The following is a 17,755-nucleotide window of genomic DNA, read 5'->3' on the forward strand; positions in this document are numbered from 1 at the left end:
CTGGGTCGACCCGCCCTCTCGGTGATGTGTTGCTCCGGCCGGTGCGCGGACACCACGCCTTCGAGAACTGCGTCGAGCAGCTCGGGACCGCGATCAGGCTCGGTGCGTTCAAGCCCGGGTCGGCGCTGCCACCCGAGCGCGAGCTCGCTGAGCGGATGGGGGTCTCCCGGGCGACCCTGCGCGAAGCGATCGTCGGGCTGCGCAGCGCGGGGATGGTGCGGACCACCAGGGGTCGCAGCGGCGGGACCGTGGTCTCCTACCAACCCGCGGATCCGGCCGCAGGTGCCACGCCTCGCCTCGGGGAACGTCGCACCGAGTTCCTCGACTCCCTGGTCTTCCGCCGGGTGGTCGAGCCCGGCGCCTGCCAGGTCGCCGCCGGTCGCGACCTCGGCACGGCCGACCAGCACCTCCTGACCACCTCGCTGGCCGAGGTGGACAGGGCTGCCGATCCGGCTACCCACCGGCAGGCCGACTCCCGGCTGCACCTCGCCATCGCCAGCGTCACCGGATCACCGATGTTGATCGAGGCGGTCACGTCGGTGCAGGCGCGCCTGCACGACATGCTCCAGGCGATCCCGGTCCTGGAGGTCAACATCAAGCACTCCAGCCGCCAGCACCAGACGATCGTGGAGGCGATCATCGCCGGCGCCGCGACCAAGGCGCGGCGCGCGATGGAGCAGCACTGTGACGACACCGCAGCCCTGCTGCGCGGACTTCTCGACTGAGCACACGACGTACGACGAAGGAGGATCCATGACGCACCCCCGCAACAGCCGACACCTGACGCTCGCGGAGCTCACCTCTGCGATCGACGAGGGCACGATCGACACGGTGGTGGTCGCCTTCACCGACATGCAGGGCCGGCTGCAGGGCAAGCGCCTGCACGGCCGGTACTTCCTCGACGTCGTGCTCGAGCACGGCACCGAGGGATGCAACTACCTGCTGGGGGTGGACGTCGAGATGAACACGGTGGCGGGCTACGCGATCACCTCGTGGGAGCACGGCTACGGCGACATGGACTTCGTCCTGGACCTCGACACGATCCGGGTGCTGACCCATCTGCCCGCGACCGCGATGGTGCAGTGCGACCTCGAGTGGCCACCGCACGCCGGCCACACCCACGAACCTGTGCTGCAATCGCCCCGAGGCATCCTCCGGGCTCAGGTCGAGCGCGCGGCGGCGCTCGGTTTCGCCGCGTTCGCCGGAACCGAGCTGGAGTTCATCGCGTTCGAGGACAGCTTCGAGGAGGCGCACGACGACGACTACCGGCACCTGACACCGGTCAACCAGTACAACGTCGACTACTCGATCCTCGGTGGCACCCGTGCCGAGCCGCTGCTGCGCGACATCCGCAACACCATGTACGACGCCGGCCTCAACGTCGAGGGCTCCAAGGGTGAGTGCAACCTCGGCCAGCACGAGATCGGGTTCCTCTACGACGAGGTCCTGGTGACCGCCGACAACCACGCGGTCTACAAGACGGTGGCCAAGGAGATCGCCTCCCAGCACGGGCAGTCCTTGACGTTCATGGCGAAGTTCAACGAGCGGGAGGGCAACTCCTGCCACATCCACCTGTCGTTGCGCGGCCTGGACGGGGCGATCGTGTTCTGGGACGACGCCACTGGCACCCGGACGCCGCTGTACGACCATTTCATCGCCGGCGTGCTGGCCACGCTTCCGGACCTGACCCTGCTCTACGCCCCGAACATCAACTCCTACAAGCGGTTCGCCGACGGGTCCTTCGCCCCGACGGCGATCGCGTGGGGTGAGGACAACCGCACCTGCGCGGTCCGTCTGGTCGGCCACGGCGCGGGCGCTCGGATGGAGAACAGGGTCCCCGGCGGGGACGTGAACCCCTACCTGGCGCTGGCTGCGATGCTGGCCGGCGGGCTGCACGGGATCGAGCAGCAGCTGGCGCTGGAACCGCCGTTGGTCGGCAACGCCTACACCTCCGGGCGGCCACGGGTGCCGAGCACGCTGCGCGACGCCCGAGACGCGTTCACCGCCTCCGCGTTCGCCCGGTCGGCACTGGGCGACGAGGTGGTCGACCACTACACGAACCTGGCCACCGTCGAGCTCGCGGCGTTCGACGCCGCGGTCACCGACTGGGAGCTGCGGCGCGGCTTCGAACGGCTGTGACGCGATGAGCACCTACACCGTTCTCAACCCCGCGACCGGCGTCCCGGTCACCGAGGTCGTCCAGAGCTCCCTCACCGAGACCGACGCCGCGATCGAGCGCGCCGCAGCGGCGTTCGGCGGGTGGCGCGACGTCGCTCCCGGCGAGCGGGCGCGGCTGCTGCGCTCCTTCGCCGCCGTCGTGGACTCCCACCTCGAGGAGCTCGCCCAGCTGGAGGTGCTCAACTCCGGGCACACGATCGGCAACGCGCGGTGGGAGGCCGGCAACGTCCGCGACGTCCTGAACTACTACGCCGCAGCGCCGGAGCGGCTCTTCGGCCGGCAGATCCCGGTGCCCGGCGGGGTCGACCTGACGTTCCGCGAGCCGCTCGGCGTCGTCGGCGTGATCGTGCCGTGGAACTTCCCGATGCCGATCGCCGGCTGGGGTTTCGCACCGGCCCTGGCGGCGGGCAACACCGTGGTGCTCAAGCCGGCCGAGCTGACCCCGTTGACCGCGATCCGGCTCGGCGAGCTGGCGATCGAGGCGGGTCTGCCCGAGGGCGTCTTCACGGTCATCCCTGGCCGGGGCTCCGTCGTCGGGGAGCGGTTCGTGACCCATCCGCTGGTCCGCAAGGTCTGCTTCACCGGCTCGACCGAGGTGGGCAAGCGGATCATGGTCGGTTGCGCCGACCAGGTGAAGGCCGTGACGCTCGAGCTCGGCGGCAAGAGCGCCAACATCGTGTTCGCCGACGCCGACATCGCGAAGGCGGCGGCCACGGCGCCGTACGCGGTCTTCGACAACGCCGGGCAGGACTGCTGCGCCCGTTCCCGGATCCTGGTCCAGCGTTCGGTCTACGACGAGTTCCTCGGCCGCCTCGAGACCGCGGTGCGCGCGCTGCGGGTGATCGACCCGAGCGCGGAGGCCAGCGAGATGGGGCCGTTGATCTCGGCCCGTCAGCGGGAGACCGTGACCGGCTACCTGGACGGCGTCGAGACCGCGTTCACCGGCTCGACCCCCGACGGCGACGGCTTCGAGGGCGGGTTCTGGCTGCCCCCGACCGTGGTGCTGGCGCAGGATCCGGCTGCCCGGATCTGGCGTGAGGAGGTGTTCGGCCCGGTGGTGGCGGTGATGGCCTTCGAGGACGAGGACGACGCGATCCGGCTGGCCAACGACACCGAGTACGGCCTGTCCGGGTCGATCTTCACCCGCGACGTCGGCCGCGCTCTGCGGGTGGCCCGCGCGGTCGAGGCAGGCAACCTGAGCGTCAACTCGCACTCCTCGGTGCGCTACTGGACGCCCTTCGGCGGCTACAAGCAGTCCGGCCTCGGCCGGGAGCTCGGCCCGGACGCGCTGCACGCGTTCACCGAGGAGAAGAACGTCTTCATCGCCCAGGACTAGGAAGGGAGCAGGACCATGGCGGAACGTCCCGCACGGCTCGAGGGCAAGGTCGCAGTGATCACCGGAGGTTGCTCCGGGATCGGGCTCGCGACCGTCCGACGGTTCCTCGAGGAGGGCGCGAAGGTGGTGCTCGGCGATGTCGACGACACCACCGGTGCCAGCCTCGCGGCCGAGCTCGACCTCACCTACGTGCACGTCGACGTGACCAGCAAGGAGGAGGTCGACGCGCTCTTCCGGACGGCGAAGGAGACCTACGGGTCGGTCGACATCGCGTTCAACAACGCCGGCATCTCGCCGCCCGACGACGACTCGATCCTGGACACCGAGCTCGAGGCCTGGCGCCGGGTCCAGGAGGTCAACCTGACCAGCGTCTACCTGTGCTGCAAGGCCGCCCTGCCCTACATGCTCGAGCAGGGCAAGGGTTCGATCATCAACACGGCGTCCTTCGTCGCGGTGATGGGCGCTGCCACTTCACAGATCTCCTACTCGGCGTCGAAGGGCGGCGTGCTCTCGATGACCCGTGAGCTCGGCGTGCAGTTCGCTCGCGCCGGGGTCCGGGTCAACGCGCTCTGCCCCGGCCCGGTCAACACTCCCCTGCTCAAGGAGCTGTTCGCCTCGGACGCGGAACGAGCCGCGCGCCGGCTGGTGCACGTCCCGATGGGACGCTTCGGTGAGCCCGAGGAGATGGCCAACGCGGTGCTGTTCCTGGCCTCCGACGAGTCGTCCTTCATGACCGCCTCCACCTTCCTGGTCGACGGCGGGATCTCCGGTGCGTACGTCACGCCGCTGTGAGTGAGGCGTCATGAGCCGTCCACTGATCGGCCTGTCGGCCTACCGGGAGCAGGCACGGTGGGGGGTCTGGGACACCACGGCCGACCTGCTGCCCACCGACTACGCGCGCGCGGTCGAGGCGGCCGGCGGAGTTCCCGTGCTGCTGCCGCCCTCGCTCCCCCACCCCGACGCGGCCGAGGCTGTGCTGGCACGGCTCGACGCCCTCGTGATCAGCGGAGGCGCCGACGTCCAGCCGGCGCGCTACGACGCCGAGCCGCACCCTCGCACCACCACCTGGCGCGAGGACCGGGACGGCTGGGAGCTCGCCCTCCTCGAAGCCGCAGCACGCCGTGCGACACCGACCCTCGGCGTCTGCCGGGGGATGCAGGTGATGGCCGTGCACGCCGGTGGTGTCCTGGACCAGCACGTGCCCGACCTCGTCGGCCACGAGGAGCACAACCCCGGCGGCGACGGGTACGGCGACATCGCCGTCAGGATCGAGCCGGAGAGCCGGCTGGGGCACACCCTGGGCGCGAACACCCGGGTGCGCTGCCACCACCACCAGTCGGTCCGCAGCCACCCTGGCTTCGAGGCGGTCGCCTGGGCCGAGGACGGTCTGGTGGAGGCGATCGAAGCGCCTGGGGACCGGTTCCAGGTGGCGGTTCAGTGGCACCCCGAGGTCACGTCCGCGCCTACGGACCGAGGCGTCTTCGCCGCGCTGGTGGCGGCTGCCAGGCGCGGGCCGCCCTAGGATCCGGGCGGCCGGCGGGTGCAGCGGACACCATCCTTTACCTCTGAATCGCTGGAGTCGCCCTCGGCCCTGCCGATACCGCCAACGAACACCTAAGGCCCACGGAAGGGGAGGTGTGTTGAGCGCGCTTCGTTGGAGCATCACTGCGGGCCTGGACGTACCGCGTGCCTGGCGGGAAGCACCGTCCCTCGCGGGGGTGCGTGCCCACCGTCTGGTGACCGGCAACTTCTACCTCGCAGGCTGCATCACCGTCCTTGCCGGCGTCGTCGCACTCCACGGTGATCTCAACCGCGTGCCGATGACCGCGCTCGGTCTCCTCGCGGGCCTGGCGGCCGTTGTCATCCTCCTGCGGGGCGATCAACCAGGACGCGGGCTCTACCACCTCCTGGTCGCGGCCGGCACCCTCCTGATCACCGCTGAGGTCCTCCTCGCCGGCGGCGGAACCGCATCGGTCGCGATGGGGGCGATCTACGCGTTCCCCGTGATCGATGCGCTCTTCTTGTTCCCGCTCCGGGAGGCGGCGCTCCACCTGGCCTTCACCGCGATCGTCGGCGCCGCGGCCATGCAGCGCGCCGACGTCCCGGTCGGCGATGTCGTCGTCCTCGGCTGGGTCGGCCTGGTCATCTGCCTCGTGACGGCCTGGCTCACCCGGATCGCGGACGCGGCCGAGGTCGACTTCCTCACGGGCCTGCTCAACCGGCGAGGACTCGATCGCCGTGCCGAGCAGGAGATCAGCCTCCTCCGGCGGATCGGGCCCCTGCGGGCGCCGCTGGCGGTGATCGTGCTCGACATCGACGACTTCAAGCGGATCAACGACACCGGTGGGCACGTGCAAGGCGATCGAGCGCTCGCCGCGTGCGCCACGGCCTGGCAGCAGGGCCTCCCGTCGACAGCGGTGCTGGGTCGGTACGGCGGCGACGAGTTCGCCGCGCTCCTTCCCGGCTGCACGCTGGCCCGGGCCGGCGACATCGCCGACACGCTGCGCTCCCTGACCCCACCCGGGATCCGAGCCTCGGCGGGGGTCGCAGCTGCCCGCCCGGACGACTCGATGTCGATCCTGATCGGTCGGGCCGACTCAGCGCTCTACGAGGCCAAGGTCGCGGGCCGGGACCGCACGGTCGTCCATGGCGATCCGACCCGCCTCGGTCGTGAGATCGAACGGGCCGCAGCGCGCAACGAGCTGGTGCTCCAGTTCCAGCCGATCGTCAACCTCGACAGCGAGCGGGTGGCCGCTCATGAGGCCCTGGTCCGGTGGGACCACCCCTCCAAGGGCATGCTGATGCCCGACTCCTTCGTCCCCGAGTCCGAGCAGTCGGGCGCCATCCACGTGCTGGGCGCCTGGGTCCGCGAAGAGGCGGCCCGCCGAGTGATGGCCGGACCGGAGCCGCGCTCACCGGTGACCGTGAACGCGTCGATCCACGAGTTGCGTTGCGAGAGCTACGTCGGAGAGGTCGCGGACCTGCTCGGCCGGTGGGAGATGCCCGCCGACCTGCTGGCGGTCGAAGTGACCGAGGGCGTCTTCGACGAGGCGGACCCGCAGGTGCTGGCGACCGTCGGCGGACTGCGCGACCTCGGGATCCTGATCACGATGGACGACTTCGGGGCCGGATTCTCGTCCTTGCGTCGCCTGGCGGAACTGCCGATCGACGTCCTCAAGATCGACGGCACGCTGGTCCAGTCGATCAAGCCGAACTCCGACGAGGCACCGATCCTCCAAGCGATCCTGACCATGGCCCGCTCCCTCGGCATGAAGGTCGTGGCCGAACGCGTGGAGACGGCCCACCAGGCCTCCGTGCTGCGCGGCATGGGTTACGACTTCGTCCAGGGCTACCTGTACGGAAAGCCGTCGCCCGCCCTCGCCCTCCACAACTCGGTGGTCCATCCGGCACTCGCCGTCCCCGACCAGGCCCGCGTACCGGGCTCCGGTTTGGCAGGGGCCCTCCCCCGGAGATGACGGGGTGAAAGGATGGCGGAGGGGTCGGGCCCGGACCGACCACGTCACGAAACTTGGTTAGGCCTCCCGAATGCAGCCCCTCACTCTCATCACCGGCGGTACCCGAGGCATCGGCGCCGCCACCGCCCGCCGCCTGGCCCGAGCTGGCCACGACCTCGTCCTCGGCTATGCCCACGACGACGAGGCCGCCGAACAGTGCCGGACCGAGTTCGAGGGACTCGGCGTCAGCTGCCTCACCGTGCGGGCCGACCTCGTCGAGCCGACTGCGATCGATGAGCTCTTCGCGGCCGCGGCAACGCAGGGCCGGCTGACCGGGGTCGTCAACAACGCCGGCGCGACACTCCACATCGGAAGCCTCGCTGACACCCCGGTCGACGTCATCCGCACCACCATCGACCTCAACCTGACGTCAGCGATCCTGGTCGCCCGCGCGGCCGTTCAGGCCCTCGGTGTCTCCTTCGGCGGCCGGGGCGGCGTCCTGGTCAACGTCAGCTCCGGTGCCGCCACGATCGGTGCACCCGGGGAGTACGTCCAGTACGCAGCGGCGAAGGCGGGCGTCGACGCCTTGACCCACGGCCTCGCCCAAGAGGTCGCCGCGGACGGGATCCGCGTGGTCGGAGTCGCGCCGGGCATCGTCCGCACGTCGATCCACGCCGACGCCGGCGAACCTGGCCGACTCGACCGGGTCGGCCCGCTGGTGCCGCTGGGAAGGGCCGGAGAGCCCGACGAGATCGCGAACGCGATCGCCTGGCTGCTCGACGCCGAGGCTTCCTACGTGACCGGGACGACCCTGCGCGTCGCAGGCGGCCGCTAGCAGTCGCGCCCAGCCCTACGAGCGCAAACGAAGGGCTACCTCGCCAGCCGCTTGAGACTCCGGTACTCCCGGCGAGAGAGGGGAGGCGAACTCGCGAAGGCCCGAGAATCCCAGTTGCCGATCAGCTCCGCCTGCCGTCGCTCGGCCCCGTCGGCCGAGTCGAAGAACTCGACGTGGACCAGCCGAACGAGTGGCGGGCGACTACTGCCCCGGTAGACGCATACCTTGAACCGACGATCCATCCTTCGAGCAAGTCCAAGGATCGGAAGACCGAACAAGAGGAACGCCAGGATCGAGCCGCCGTCCGTCATCGGCCTGATCAGTGGGACGGGAGCCAAGGCCGGCCACCCTTCGACCGTGTACCAGTGACCGGCACTGACGAATGCCGAGTTCGGGTTCTCCGGGTCGTGCCCGGGAGGCGGCCCGACCGCGACTCGCCCGTGGTCCGGATTTCGTATGCGGATGACTGCTCGCGCCACGAGCGCGAGAACGATGAACACGAAGCCGACTGCAAGGAGCAGGCCGAGCTCGGCGATCTCGGTGCGGACGGACGTCTGGAGGGTCACGGACGGCGAACTCAAACCCGACCTCCCGTCCTGCGCGCACCCGATGCGCTTGCCCTGAAATCAGAAAAGCCGCAGGTCAGAGGCTTTTCGACCTCTGCCCTGCGGCTTCTTCCAACGTGGAGGTGAGGGGACTCGAACCCCTGACCCCCTGCATGCCATGCAGGTGCGCTACCAGCTGCGCCACACCCCCGTTGGCGTTGTCCCGGCTTGATCAGACCCGGGCAACGACGAGAACAATACAGAAGCCTGCATGGAACTCGAAATCGGGGGTCACTCTTGGCCCGTCGCGGTCCGGTTGTAGGCCACGAGGCGCCCGGGATCACCGGTTTCGAGCACCTGGATCTCGGCCCACGCGCAGTTCGTCATCCCGACCAGGGTCGCCACGGACGCAGCCGGCGACAGGCCCAGCAGCGAACCGGTCAGGAGCTTGAGGGCCGCACCGTGGGAGACGACGACGGCGGTCTCCCCCGCCGCCATCTGGCTCACCAGCTCGTCGGTGGCCTGACGCATCCGCGCCGTCACCACCTCCGACGGCTCGGCCGAGGCGATCTTGTCGAAGTCGCCCGCGCGGAACGCCTCGTAGTCGTGCGGGACGCGATCACGGAACTCGGCGTGCGAGATGCCCTCGAGGTCGCCGAAGGACCGCTCTCGCAACCGGGCGTCGAGTCGGGGCAGGTGCCCGACCTCGGCACCCAGCCGGTTCGCGGTCTCCGCGGCCCGGGCGAGGTCGGAGGACCAGATCGCGACCGGACCGAAGCCGGCGATCACCGGCGCCAGCAGGCCGGCCTGGGAATGCCCCTCAGCGTCGAGGGCGACATCGGTCTGCCCCTGGATCCGTCCCAGCCGGTTCCACTCGGTGCGGCCGTGGCGCACCAGCAACAGACGCTTCACGTGCGGCGGCCGTGATCAGGCGGAGACGGGACCGTCGAGGTCGCCCAGCTCGAGAGCCGGGCAGTCGCGCCACAGCCGCTCCAGGGCGTAGAACTGGCGCTCCTCCTCGTGCTGGACGTGCACGACGACGTCACCGAAGTCGATCAGCACCCAGCGGCCGTCGCGCTCCCCCTCGCGGCGGATCGGCTTGGCGCCGAACTCGCGGGCCTTGTCCTCGACCTCGTCGACGATGGACTTCACCTGGCGGTCGTTGGGCGCCGAGCAGAGCACGAAGACGTCGGTGATCGCGAGCTGCTCGCTGACGTCGAAGGCGATGATGTGCTGGGCGAGCTTGGCGGAGGCGGCGCGAGCGGCGACCAGGGCGAGGTCGTGGGCGTAGTCGGTGGCGGTCATGAGGACCTTTCGTCAGGGGCACCCGAGGCACCCGGATAGAGAGCGTGCTTGCCGATGTACTGCACGACCCCGTCGGGGACGAGGTACCAGATCGGCTGGCCGGCGCGGTGTCGGTCGCGGCAGTCGGTGGAGGAGATCGCCAGAGCCGGAATCTCCAGGATCGTGACCCGATCCTCCGGGATCCGGGCCGTGATCTCGGAATCGAGGGCGTATCCCGGTCGGGTGCAGCCGACGAAGTGGGCGAGCTCGAAGAGCTGCTCGGCGTCGCGCCAGGTGAAGATCTCGGCCAGCGCGTCCATGCCGGTGATGAAGGTCAGATCGGCGTCGGGCATCGCCGCGCGCAGGTCCCGCAGGGTGTCGATCGTGTACGTCGGCCCGTCGCGGTCGATGTCGACCCGGCTGACGGTGAACCGGGGGTTGGCCGCCGTGGCCACCACCGTCATCAGGTAGCGGTGCTCGGCGGGCGAGACCACCCGGTCGCTCTTCTGCCACGGATCACCCGTGGGCACGAAGACGACTTCGTCGAGGCCGAAGACACCTTGGACCTCGCTGGCAGCCACCAGGTGCCCGTGGTGGATGGGATCGAACGTCCCACCCATCACGCCCACCCGGCGTCGGGTCATGCTCAGCTGTGCTCGCGGCCGCCGGCGAAGGCGACCAGCGTGACCAGCAGCCCGAGGAGGATCGCCAGCGCGATGCCACCGATGACCCAGTGGTTGACCGACTCGGTGTGCTCGGTGGCCTCGGCGGCGTGGAGGGCAAGCGTGCTCAGCATGGGGCGATCCTAGCGGGTGAGCGCCCGATCAGCGCACGTGGCCGTCTCCGGTGACGACGTACTTGGTCGAGGTCATCTCGGGCAGCCCCATCGGACCTCGGGCGTGCAGCTTCTGCGTGCTGATCCCGATCTCGGCGCCGAAGCCGAACTCCCCACCGTCGGTGAACCGGGTCGAGGCGTTGACCATCACCGCAGCGGAGTCGACCGCGGCGGTGAAACGGCGGGCCGCGGCGAGGTCCTCGGTGACGATCGCCTCGGTGTGCCCGCTGGACCAGCGCCGGATGTGAGCGATCGCCGCCTCCAGGTCCGGTACGACGGCAGCGGCGATGTCCAGCGACAGGTACTCGGTCTCCCAGTCGGCGTCGGTGGCCGGCAGGACGCCGTCGAGGGCGGCGAAACCGGCGTCCCCGTGCAGCGTCACGCCCTCGGCCTGCAGCGCCTTGGTGATCCGCGGGACGAACTCGTCGGCGATGTCGGCGTGGACGAGGAGGGACTCGGCCGAGTTGCACACGCTGGTGCGGTGGGTCTTGGAGTTGAGCACCACACTCACCGCCTTGTCCAGGTCGGCGGCCCGGTCGACGTAGACGTGCACGTTGCCGACGCCGGTCTCGATCACCGGCACGCTGGAGCCGCTGACGACGGCATTGATCAACCCGGCCCCGCCGCGCGGGATGAGGACGTCGACCAGCCCGCGGGCCTGCATCAGCGCGGTGACCGAGTCGTGACTGTCAGCCGGGAGCAGCTGGACCGCGTCGGCGGCGAGCCCGGTCGCGACCAGGGCCTCGCGCAGGATCTGGACGATCACCGCGTTCGAGGCGGCGGCACTGCCGGAGCCGCGCAGCAGGACGGCGTTGCCGGACTTGAGACAGATGCCGGCGGCGTCGGCGGTCACGTTGGGGCGGGCCTCGTAGATCATCCCGACCACGCCGAACGGGACGCGGATCTGGCGCAGCTCCAGGCCGTTGGCCAGCGTCGAGCCACGGACGACCTCGCCGACGGGGTCCGGCAGGGCCGCGACCTCGCGCAGACCCAGCGCCATCGCCTCGATCCGGTCGGGGGTCAACCGGAGCCGGTCGATGATGTTCTCCGGGGTGCCGGCAGCGCGCGCACGCTCGACGTCGTCGGCGTTGGCGGCCAGGACGGCGTCGGCCCCGGAGACGAGTGCGGCAGCCATCGCCTCGAGGGCCTCGTCCTTGACCGCCCGGGTCGCGACCGCCAGGTCGTAGCTCGCGATCCGTGCCGCCGAGGCGGCCTCTCGCACAGCAGCGACGACGTCCGGGGCAGGGCTGGTCATGGCCCCCAGATTACTTGACCGAACCCGGGCCCCGGAGCGGCTTGACGCCCATCCGGTGGGTCGCCTTGCCGTTGTACATCTTGTTGAAGTGGTCGACGTAGGCGCGGTAGACCGAGCGGCTGTTGATCTGCAGGACGACCTCTTCGTTGGTGAACGACAGGTTGTCCCAGTTCTCCGACCCGGTGATCACCAGGTTGGCGGGCTTGCCGTTGTACAGACCGCTGACGGCCATGAACTTGAGGTGGGAGTAGATCCGCGGGCCGAAGCCGCCGATGCCGTCCTCGAGCAGCGGGTCGCGCTCGGTGAACTCCCAGTCGGCGCTGCGCACCGGGATACCAGCCCGGGTGAGCTGCGGCCACTGCGAGCCGGGGACGCTCATGATCACCTTGACGTCGCAGCCCTGCTTCTTCTTCTCCACGAGCAGCTTCGTCAGCGCCCGACCACGGCTGCCGAACATCGCGTACATCGCGACCCGGATCGTGGTCCGACCGTTGACACCGGTACCGGCAGGCGCCTTGCAGCCGATCTTGCGGATCTGGTTGGCCGGACGGTCCTGCTTGGAGTTGTAGCGCGCGACCGTCGTGGTGGACAGGTTCGCGACCTGGTCACCGAGCTCGGCGGCCTGGCGCTGGAACCAGTAGCTGTAGGCGCCGCTGACCGTGGTGTAGGTCAGCACCCGCGGACCCACCCGCTTGCGGTTCTTCATCTGGTCGAACATGGCCGTCCAGGTGGAGTACAGCTGGCGGTCGTTGGCCACCGCGTAGGAGTCGTTCCACTGCCGGTAGACGGCCTTGGAGGTCATGTTCCCCGAGGAGGTGATCACCAGGTAGCGCGCGCCGCCCGACTGGGAGAACGCGAACACCTTGTCGTGCTGGTTGCCGCCGTCACCCTTGCGACGGCAGCTGCCCGAGCACGCGATCAGGAAGTTGCGCTTCTTCGGGTTCTTGCCGAGCGTGCGCTGCAGGCTGCGCGCCACGTTCGACATCACCTCGGCGTTGACGATCACCTGCACGCTGACGCCGCGCTTCTTGGCCTTGCGCAGCGCGTAGGCGAGCTCGGAGCGGTCGAAGGAGTAGACGGCCATCCGGATCTGGGAGCCGCGCGGCGCGTGCATGATCGCGTTGTAGACCCGGCGGACGATCGCCTGGGCCTGGCTCTTGCTGCCGAGCGGGTCGTTGAAGATCGGCCCGGTCGAGGGCCGCCACCCCGGGAGCCACGGGACGTAGGGGCAGTTCGGCATCGGCACCGACTTGTACGTCGTCGCGTACTGCGTCGCCGTCGCCGTGGTCGTGGTCGGACCGGCCACCGGCGTGCTGGTCGTGGTGGTCGTGGTCGTCGCCGTCGGCGACTTCACCGGCACCTGAACCGTCGGGCACCCGGTCGAGGTGACCGCGGCGGCCTGCGCCAGAGGCGTGGGGCCCGAGGTCTCGACGACGTTGATCCCGACGCCGAGCAGGGTCGCCAACGCCACCGCAGTGCCGAGCAATGGCTTCCAGCGCCCCATGAGTCACTTCCTTTTCTTCAACCGGACACTAAGTAAAGACGAAAAGTGTCCCCTGCCGAAACCGGCAGGGGACACCTTCCCGAAATAATTGATCAGCCCTTGCGGGTCTTGATCTCCGCGGTGAGCGCGGGCAGCACCGTGTGGAGGTCTCCGACGACACCGAAGTCGACGAGCTCGAAGATCGGCGCCTCCTCGTCCTTGTTGACAGCAACGATGGTCTTGGAGGTCTGCATGCCGGCCCGGTGCTGGATGGCACCGGAGATACCGCTGGCGATGTAGAGCTGCGGCGAGACCGTCTTGCCGGTCTGGCCGACCTGGAAGGTGTGCGGCTTCCAGCCGGAGTCGACCGCGGCACGCGAGGCACCCACGGCGGCACCGAGCTGGTCGGCCAGGTCCTCGACGGGGGTGAAGTCGCCACCGGTACCGCGACCACCGGAGACGATGATGGCCGCCTCGGTGAGCTCGGGACGACCGGTCGCGGCACGCGGCTGGGTGGCCACGATCTGGGCGGTCTTCGCGGCGTCGGAGATGGTCACCGGGAACTCGGTGACCGCACCGGCGCCGGCAGCGGCCTCGGGGGCAGCGGCGTTCGGCTTGACCGTGATGATCGGCGTGCCCTTGGTGACCTTGCCCTCGACGGTGAAGTTGCCGGCGAAGGCGGACTGGGTGGCGACCGGACCGGCCTGGACGTCGATCGCGTCGACGATCAGCCCGGAGTCGATCTTGATCGCCAGGCGCGCGGCGATCTCCTTGGTCTCGGCGTTCGAGGGCAGCAGGATCGCGGCCGGCGAGGCGGACGCGGCCAGCTGAGCGAGCGCCTCCGCCTTCGGGGCGACCAGGTAACCCTTGATCTGGGCGTCGTCGACGACGTACACCTTCTCGGCGCCGTAGCCCTTGACGACCTCGGCCACGGCCGCGGCCTCGGCCGGGGCACCGATGAAGACGGCCGACGGCTCACCGAGGCGCTTGGCGATGGTCAGGAGCTCGAGCGTCGGCTTCTTGACCGCTCCGCCCTGGTAGTCGACGAGAACGAGAACTTCAGACATGACTCAGGCTCCTCAGATGAACTTCTTCGACGCGAGGAACCCGGCCAGCGCCGAAGCGCCCGAGCCGTCCTCGTCCTTGACGATCTCGCCGGCGGTCCGCGGCGGGCGGGCCGTCACGGTCTCGACGGCGGTGTAGGCGGCAGCAAGACCGACCGTGCCGGCGTCGATGCCGAGGTCACCCAGACCCCAGGCCTCGAGCGGCTTCTTCTTCGCCGCCATGATGCCCTTGAAGGACGGGTAGCGAGCCTCACCGGACTGGTCGGTGACCGACAGCACCAGCGGCATCACGCCACCGATGACCTCGGTCGCGGCGTCGGTGTCGCGCTTGATCCGGACCTGGTTGCCCTGCGACTCCACGACCGCCGCGAGGGTGACCTGCGGCAGGTTGAGGCGCTCGGCGAGCATGGCCGGGATGATGGAGAGACCGGCGTCGGTCGAGCCGAGACCGGTGACGACCAGGTCGACCGGACCGATCTTCTCGATCGCCTTGGCCAGGACCAGCGAGGTCGCGAGGGCGTCGGAGCCGGCGATGGCGTCGTCGACGACGTGCACGGCCTTGTCGGCACCCATCTGGAGAGCCTTGCGGACGGCAGCCTCCGCCTCGGCGGGGCCGACGGTCAGCGCAGTGACCTCGACCTCCTCGCCTTCGCGCTTCTCCTTGATCTGGAGGGCCTGCTCGACGGCGTACTCGTCGAGCTCAGAGAGCAGGCCGTCGACGCCGACACGGTCAACGGTGTTGTCCGACTCGAACCGGCGATCCGCGGTCGCGTCGGGGACGTACTTCACGAGGACAACAATGTTCATGGTCTGGTGCGGCCCGCGAGGGCCCCTCCTGTGCGATGAGCGATATTGAATCGCGATGTTACTCGCGAGTCACTTACGTGTCACGGCGGGCCTCAGGTAGCGCACCGCCAGACGGCCGACCCCGAGCCACGCCAGCGCGCCGAGGCCCCAGTTGAACAGCGCGTTCTTCGTGTGCGCGTTCTCCGAGGTCCACGTCTTGATGCCGTGGTCAGGGTCGAAAATCCCAAGATCAAGTACATCGGCCACGTTGAGCACGAACTTCACCAGAGCGTTCTGCTCGTCCGCCTGGAACGCCACCAAGAGCGCGCCCAGAGCCAGGAACAGTGCTGCGATGGAGCTGAACACCCAGATCACCTGGGAGGCGACGAGGCGAACCCGCGTCAACGTATCCACAGCGGGCGACACTAGCGGCACAAACCCAGAACCTGTTCTTGATCGCTCACATCCGGCGCGGGTGTGAAACATCCCACACGCCCCGCGTGAAACCTCCCACCGGCACAATGGCCCCCGTGGAACTGTGGACACGACTCGGCGAGACCCGCCCGGTCTGGCGGGGGCGGAACTGGCCCTTGGGTGCGAGCTGGACGCCGGAGTCGACCAACTTCGCGGTCTACGCCCCGCGAGCCAGCGCCCTGTGGCTGTGCCTCTTCGAGGACGCCCCCGACGGCACCGAGGTCGAGACCCGCTACCGGTTGAGCGAGCAGTCCCTCGGGATCTGGCACGGCGCCCTCCCCCAGATCGACCCCGGCACCCGCTACGGCTTCCGCGCCGACGGTGAGTGGGACCCTGCCTCCGGACTGCGGTTCAACGGACACAAGCTGCTGCTCGACCCCTACGGTCTGGCGACCAGCGGCACGATCCGCAACGAGCAGGAGCTCTACGGCTACGACTGGGCCGACCCGACCGCCCCCGACCTCACCGACTCCGCGCCGGTGACCGCCCGCTCGGTCGTGGTCGATCCGAGCTTCGACTGGCAGGGCGACGCCCCGATCCACCGCCGCTGGCGCGACACGGTGCTCTACGAGCTGCACGTCAAGGGATTCACCCAGCTCCACCCCGACGTGCCCGAGGAGCTGCGGGGAACCTACGCCGGGCTGGCCTCCCCCGCCGTGATCGACTACCTGACCGACCTCGGCGTCACCGCCGTCGAGCTGCTGCCGATCCACCAGTTCTTCTCCGAGCCCGCGCTGCTCGAGCGCGGGATGAAGAACTACTGGGGCTACAACACCGTCTCCTACTTCGCCCCCGACGCCGGGTACGCCGCCGGCGGTGACCGCGGCCAGCAGGTCACCGAGTTCAAGACGATGGTGCGCGACCTGCACCGCGCCGGGATCGAGGTCATCCTCGACGTGGTCTACAACCACACCGCCGAGGCGGGTCCGCTCGGACCGACGATCTCCTTCCGCGGCCTCGACGACCGCGGCTTCTACAAGCGGGTGCCCGCCGCCCCGGGCGACCCCGACGGGTACGACGACACCTACTGGGACGTCACCGGCTGCGGCAACACGGTCAACACCTGGGACGACCTCGCACTGCGACTGATCCTGGACTCGCTGCGCTACTGGGTCTCCGAGATGCACGTCGACGGCTTCCGCTTCGACCTGATGAGCGCGCTGACCCGGACCGGCACCGAGGTCGACTTCCACTGCGCCCTGCTGATCGCGATCAACCAGGACCCGGTGCTGCGCCACGTGAAGCTGATCGCCGAGCCGTGGGACACCTCCCAGGACGGTTACCTGGTCGGTCGGATGCCCCCGCCCTGGGTGGAGTGGAACGACCAGTACCGCGACACCATGCGCGACTTCTGGCGCGGCCAGGCCCACGGCGTGCGGGACGTCGCCACCCGGCTGGCGGGCTCGAGCGACCTGTACGCCGACGACGGCAGGTCGGCGTACAACTCGGTCAACTTCATCACCGCCCACGACGGCTTCACGCTGCGCGACCTGGTCTCCTACAACGACAAGCACAACGAGGCCAACGGCGAGGGCAACCGGGACGGGTCGGACAACAACCGGTCCTGGAACCACGGGGTCGAGGGCGAGACCGACGACCCGGCCATCGCCGCGCTGCGACGCAAGGACGCCGCCTCGATGATGGCGATGCTGCTGCTGTCCAACGGCGTCCCGATGATCACCGCGGGCGACGAACGTGGCCGCACCCAGGGCGGCAACAACAACGCCTACTGCCAGGACAACGCGATCTCCTGGGTGGACTGGAGCGAGGAGAACGCCTGGCTCGACGTGCACGCCGTCACCCGGGCGGCGATCGGGCTGCGCCGCCGGCACCCGGCGCTGCGGCAGCGGCACTGGTTCGAGGGCGAGCCGACCATCGTCGGTGGCCCGAAGGACGTCGCCTGGCTGCACCCGGAGGGTCGGGAGATGACCGCCAGGGACTGGGACGACGTCGCGCTGCAGACACTCGGGCTCTTCGTCTCCGGCGGACCGTTGCGCTCCTCGGACCGGCACGGCCACCAGATCCTCGACGACTCGTTCCTGCTCTGGTTCAACGGGGGCGGCGTGCCCTGCGAGGTGACGCTGCCGCACCAGCGCTGGGTCGCCTCCGGGGAGGTCGCGCTGAGCACCGACCCGGCCCTGGCCGGCGGGACTCCCCTCGTCGCCGGGGACACGTTCACCCTGGGGGCTCGAACCCTCGTGCTGCTCCGTGCCTCCTGAGTAGGT

The 17,755-nt window shown here is 69.6% G+C and carries 18 protein-coding genes and 1 tRNA gene; 8 read left to right on the forward strand and 11 right to left on the reverse strand.

Annotated elements, in window-relative coordinates:
* The first annotated feature begins 41 nt into the window (after positions 1 to 41).
* From ACZ5J1_RS10290 to ACZ5J1_RS10320, 7 genes are all read left to right on the forward strand, one after another.
* Positions 42 to 725: a FadR/GntR family transcriptional regulator gene (locus ACZ5J1_RS10290; protein ID WP_464558404.1), complete on the forward strand. Its 684-nt coding sequence runs from the start codon at positions 42 to 44 to the stop codon at positions 723 to 725.
* Between the two features lie 28 nt (positions 726 to 753).
* Positions 754 to 2,139, forward strand: coding sequence for a glutamine synthetase family protein (locus tag ACZ5J1_RS10295; protein WP_464558406.1), 1,386 nt, complete (start codon positions 754 to 756; stop codon positions 2,137 to 2,139).
* 4 nt (positions 2,140 to 2,143) lie between these two features.
* Positions 2,144 to 3,514 carry an aldehyde dehydrogenase family protein gene (locus ACZ5J1_RS10300; RefSeq protein WP_464558408.1) on the forward strand — a complete coding sequence of 457 codons (1,371 nt, stop codon included), beginning with the start codon at positions 2,144 to 2,146 and terminating at the stop codon, positions 3,512 to 3,514.
* A gap of 15 nt (positions 3,515 to 3,529) precedes the next feature.
* Positions 3,530 to 4,306, forward strand: a complete 777-nt coding sequence (locus ACZ5J1_RS10305) for a 3-oxoacyl-ACP reductase (protein ID WP_464558410.1) — start codon at positions 3,530 to 3,532, stop codon at positions 4,304 to 4,306.
* Between the two features lie 10 nt (positions 4,307 to 4,316).
* Entirely contained in the window at positions 4,317 to 5,036 is a 720-nt protein-coding gene (locus ACZ5J1_RS10310; RefSeq protein WP_464558412.1) for a gamma-glutamyl-gamma-aminobutyrate hydrolase family protein, read from the forward strand.
* Positions 5,037 to 5,154: 118 nt separating this feature from the next.
* Positions 5,155 to 6,990, forward strand: a complete 1,836-nt coding sequence (locus tag ACZ5J1_RS10315) for a putative bifunctional diguanylate cyclase/phosphodiesterase (RefSeq protein WP_464558414.1) — start codon at positions 5,155 to 5,157, stop codon at positions 6,988 to 6,990.
* A gap of 70 nt (positions 6,991 to 7,060) precedes the next feature.
* Positions 7,061 to 7,804 carry an SDR family oxidoreductase gene (locus ACZ5J1_RS10320; protein WP_464558416.1) on the forward strand — a complete coding sequence of 248 codons (744 nt, stop codon included), beginning with the start codon at positions 7,061 to 7,063 and terminating at the stop codon, positions 7,802 to 7,804.
* Positions 7,805 to 7,839: 35 nt separating this feature from the next.
* Here the strand turns inward: ACZ5J1_RS10320 and ACZ5J1_RS10325 are convergent, their stop codons facing one another.
* The 11 genes from ACZ5J1_RS10325 to ACZ5J1_RS10375 form a co-directional block, all read right to left on the reverse strand.
* On the reverse strand, positions 7,840 to 8,370 hold the full coding sequence (locus ACZ5J1_RS10325) for a hypothetical protein (RefSeq protein WP_464558418.1): 531 nt from the start codon (positions 8,368 to 8,370) through the stop codon (positions 7,840 to 7,842).
* Positions 8,371 to 8,487: 117 nt separating this feature from the next.
* A tRNA-Ala gene (locus tag ACZ5J1_RS10330) sits at positions 8,488 to 8,560 on the reverse strand.
* 80 nt (positions 8,561 to 8,640) lie between these two features.
* Complete coding sequence (locus tag ACZ5J1_RS10335; protein ID WP_464558420.1) at positions 8,641 to 9,261, reverse strand: histidine phosphatase family protein; 621 nt, start codon at positions 9,259 to 9,261, stop codon at positions 8,641 to 8,643.
* A 15-nt stretch (positions 9,262 to 9,276) separates the two neighbouring features.
* A complete protein-coding gene (rsfS, locus tag ACZ5J1_RS10340; RefSeq protein WP_464558422.1) occupies positions 9,277 to 9,654 on the reverse strand; it encodes a ribosome silencing factor in 378 nt (125 codons plus the stop codon).
* Positions 9,651 to 10,253 carry a nicotinate-nucleotide adenylyltransferase gene (gene nadD / locus ACZ5J1_RS10345; protein WP_464564766.1) on the reverse strand — a complete coding sequence of 201 codons (603 nt, stop codon included), beginning with the start codon at positions 10,251 to 10,253 and terminating at the stop codon, positions 9,651 to 9,653. Before nadD ends, rsfS begins: the two co-directional genes overlap by 4 nt.
* Positions 10,254 to 10,279: 26 nt before the next feature.
* Positions 10,280 to 10,429 (reverse strand): hypothetical protein, encoded by a 150-nt coding sequence (locus tag ACZ5J1_RS10350; RefSeq protein ID WP_464558424.1) that lies wholly within the window; start codon positions 10,427 to 10,429, stop codon positions 10,280 to 10,282.
* Between the two features lie 28 nt (positions 10,430 to 10,457).
* Positions 10,458 to 11,723: a glutamate-5-semialdehyde dehydrogenase gene (locus tag ACZ5J1_RS10355; RefSeq protein ID WP_464558426.1), complete on the reverse strand. Its 1,266-nt coding sequence runs from the start codon at positions 11,721 to 11,723 to the stop codon at positions 10,458 to 10,460.
* 10 nt (positions 11,724 to 11,733) lie between these two features.
* Positions 11,734 to 13,227, reverse strand: a complete 1,494-nt coding sequence (locus ACZ5J1_RS10360) for a phospholipase D-like domain-containing protein (protein WP_464558428.1) — start codon at positions 13,225 to 13,227, stop codon at positions 11,734 to 11,736.
* A gap of 92 nt (positions 13,228 to 13,319) precedes the next feature.
* A complete protein-coding gene (locus ACZ5J1_RS10365) occupies positions 13,320 to 14,273 on the reverse strand; it encodes an electron transfer flavoprotein subunit alpha/FixB family protein (protein WP_464558430.1) in 954 nt (317 codons plus the stop codon).
* Between the two features lie 12 nt (positions 14,274 to 14,285).
* Entirely contained in the window at positions 14,286 to 15,059 is a 774-nt protein-coding gene (locus tag ACZ5J1_RS10370) for an electron transfer flavoprotein subunit beta/FixA family protein (RefSeq protein WP_464558432.1), read from the reverse strand.
* 87 nt (positions 15,060 to 15,146) lie between these two features.
* Complete coding sequence (locus ACZ5J1_RS10375) at positions 15,147 to 15,470, reverse strand: hypothetical protein (protein WP_464558434.1); 324 nt, start codon at positions 15,468 to 15,470, stop codon at positions 15,147 to 15,149.
* Positions 15,471 to 15,586: 116 nt separating this feature from the next.
* On the opposite strand from ACZ5J1_RS10375, the gene glgX reads away from it, so the two are divergent.
* Complete coding sequence (gene glgX / locus ACZ5J1_RS10380; RefSeq protein WP_464558436.1) at positions 15,587 to 17,749, forward strand: glycogen debranching protein GlgX; 2,163 nt, start codon at positions 15,587 to 15,589, stop codon at positions 17,747 to 17,749.
* Positions 17,750 to 17,755 lie beyond the last annotated feature (6 nt).

The sequence above is a fragment of the Nocardioides sp. JCM 18999 genome, from assembly GCF_055391175.1.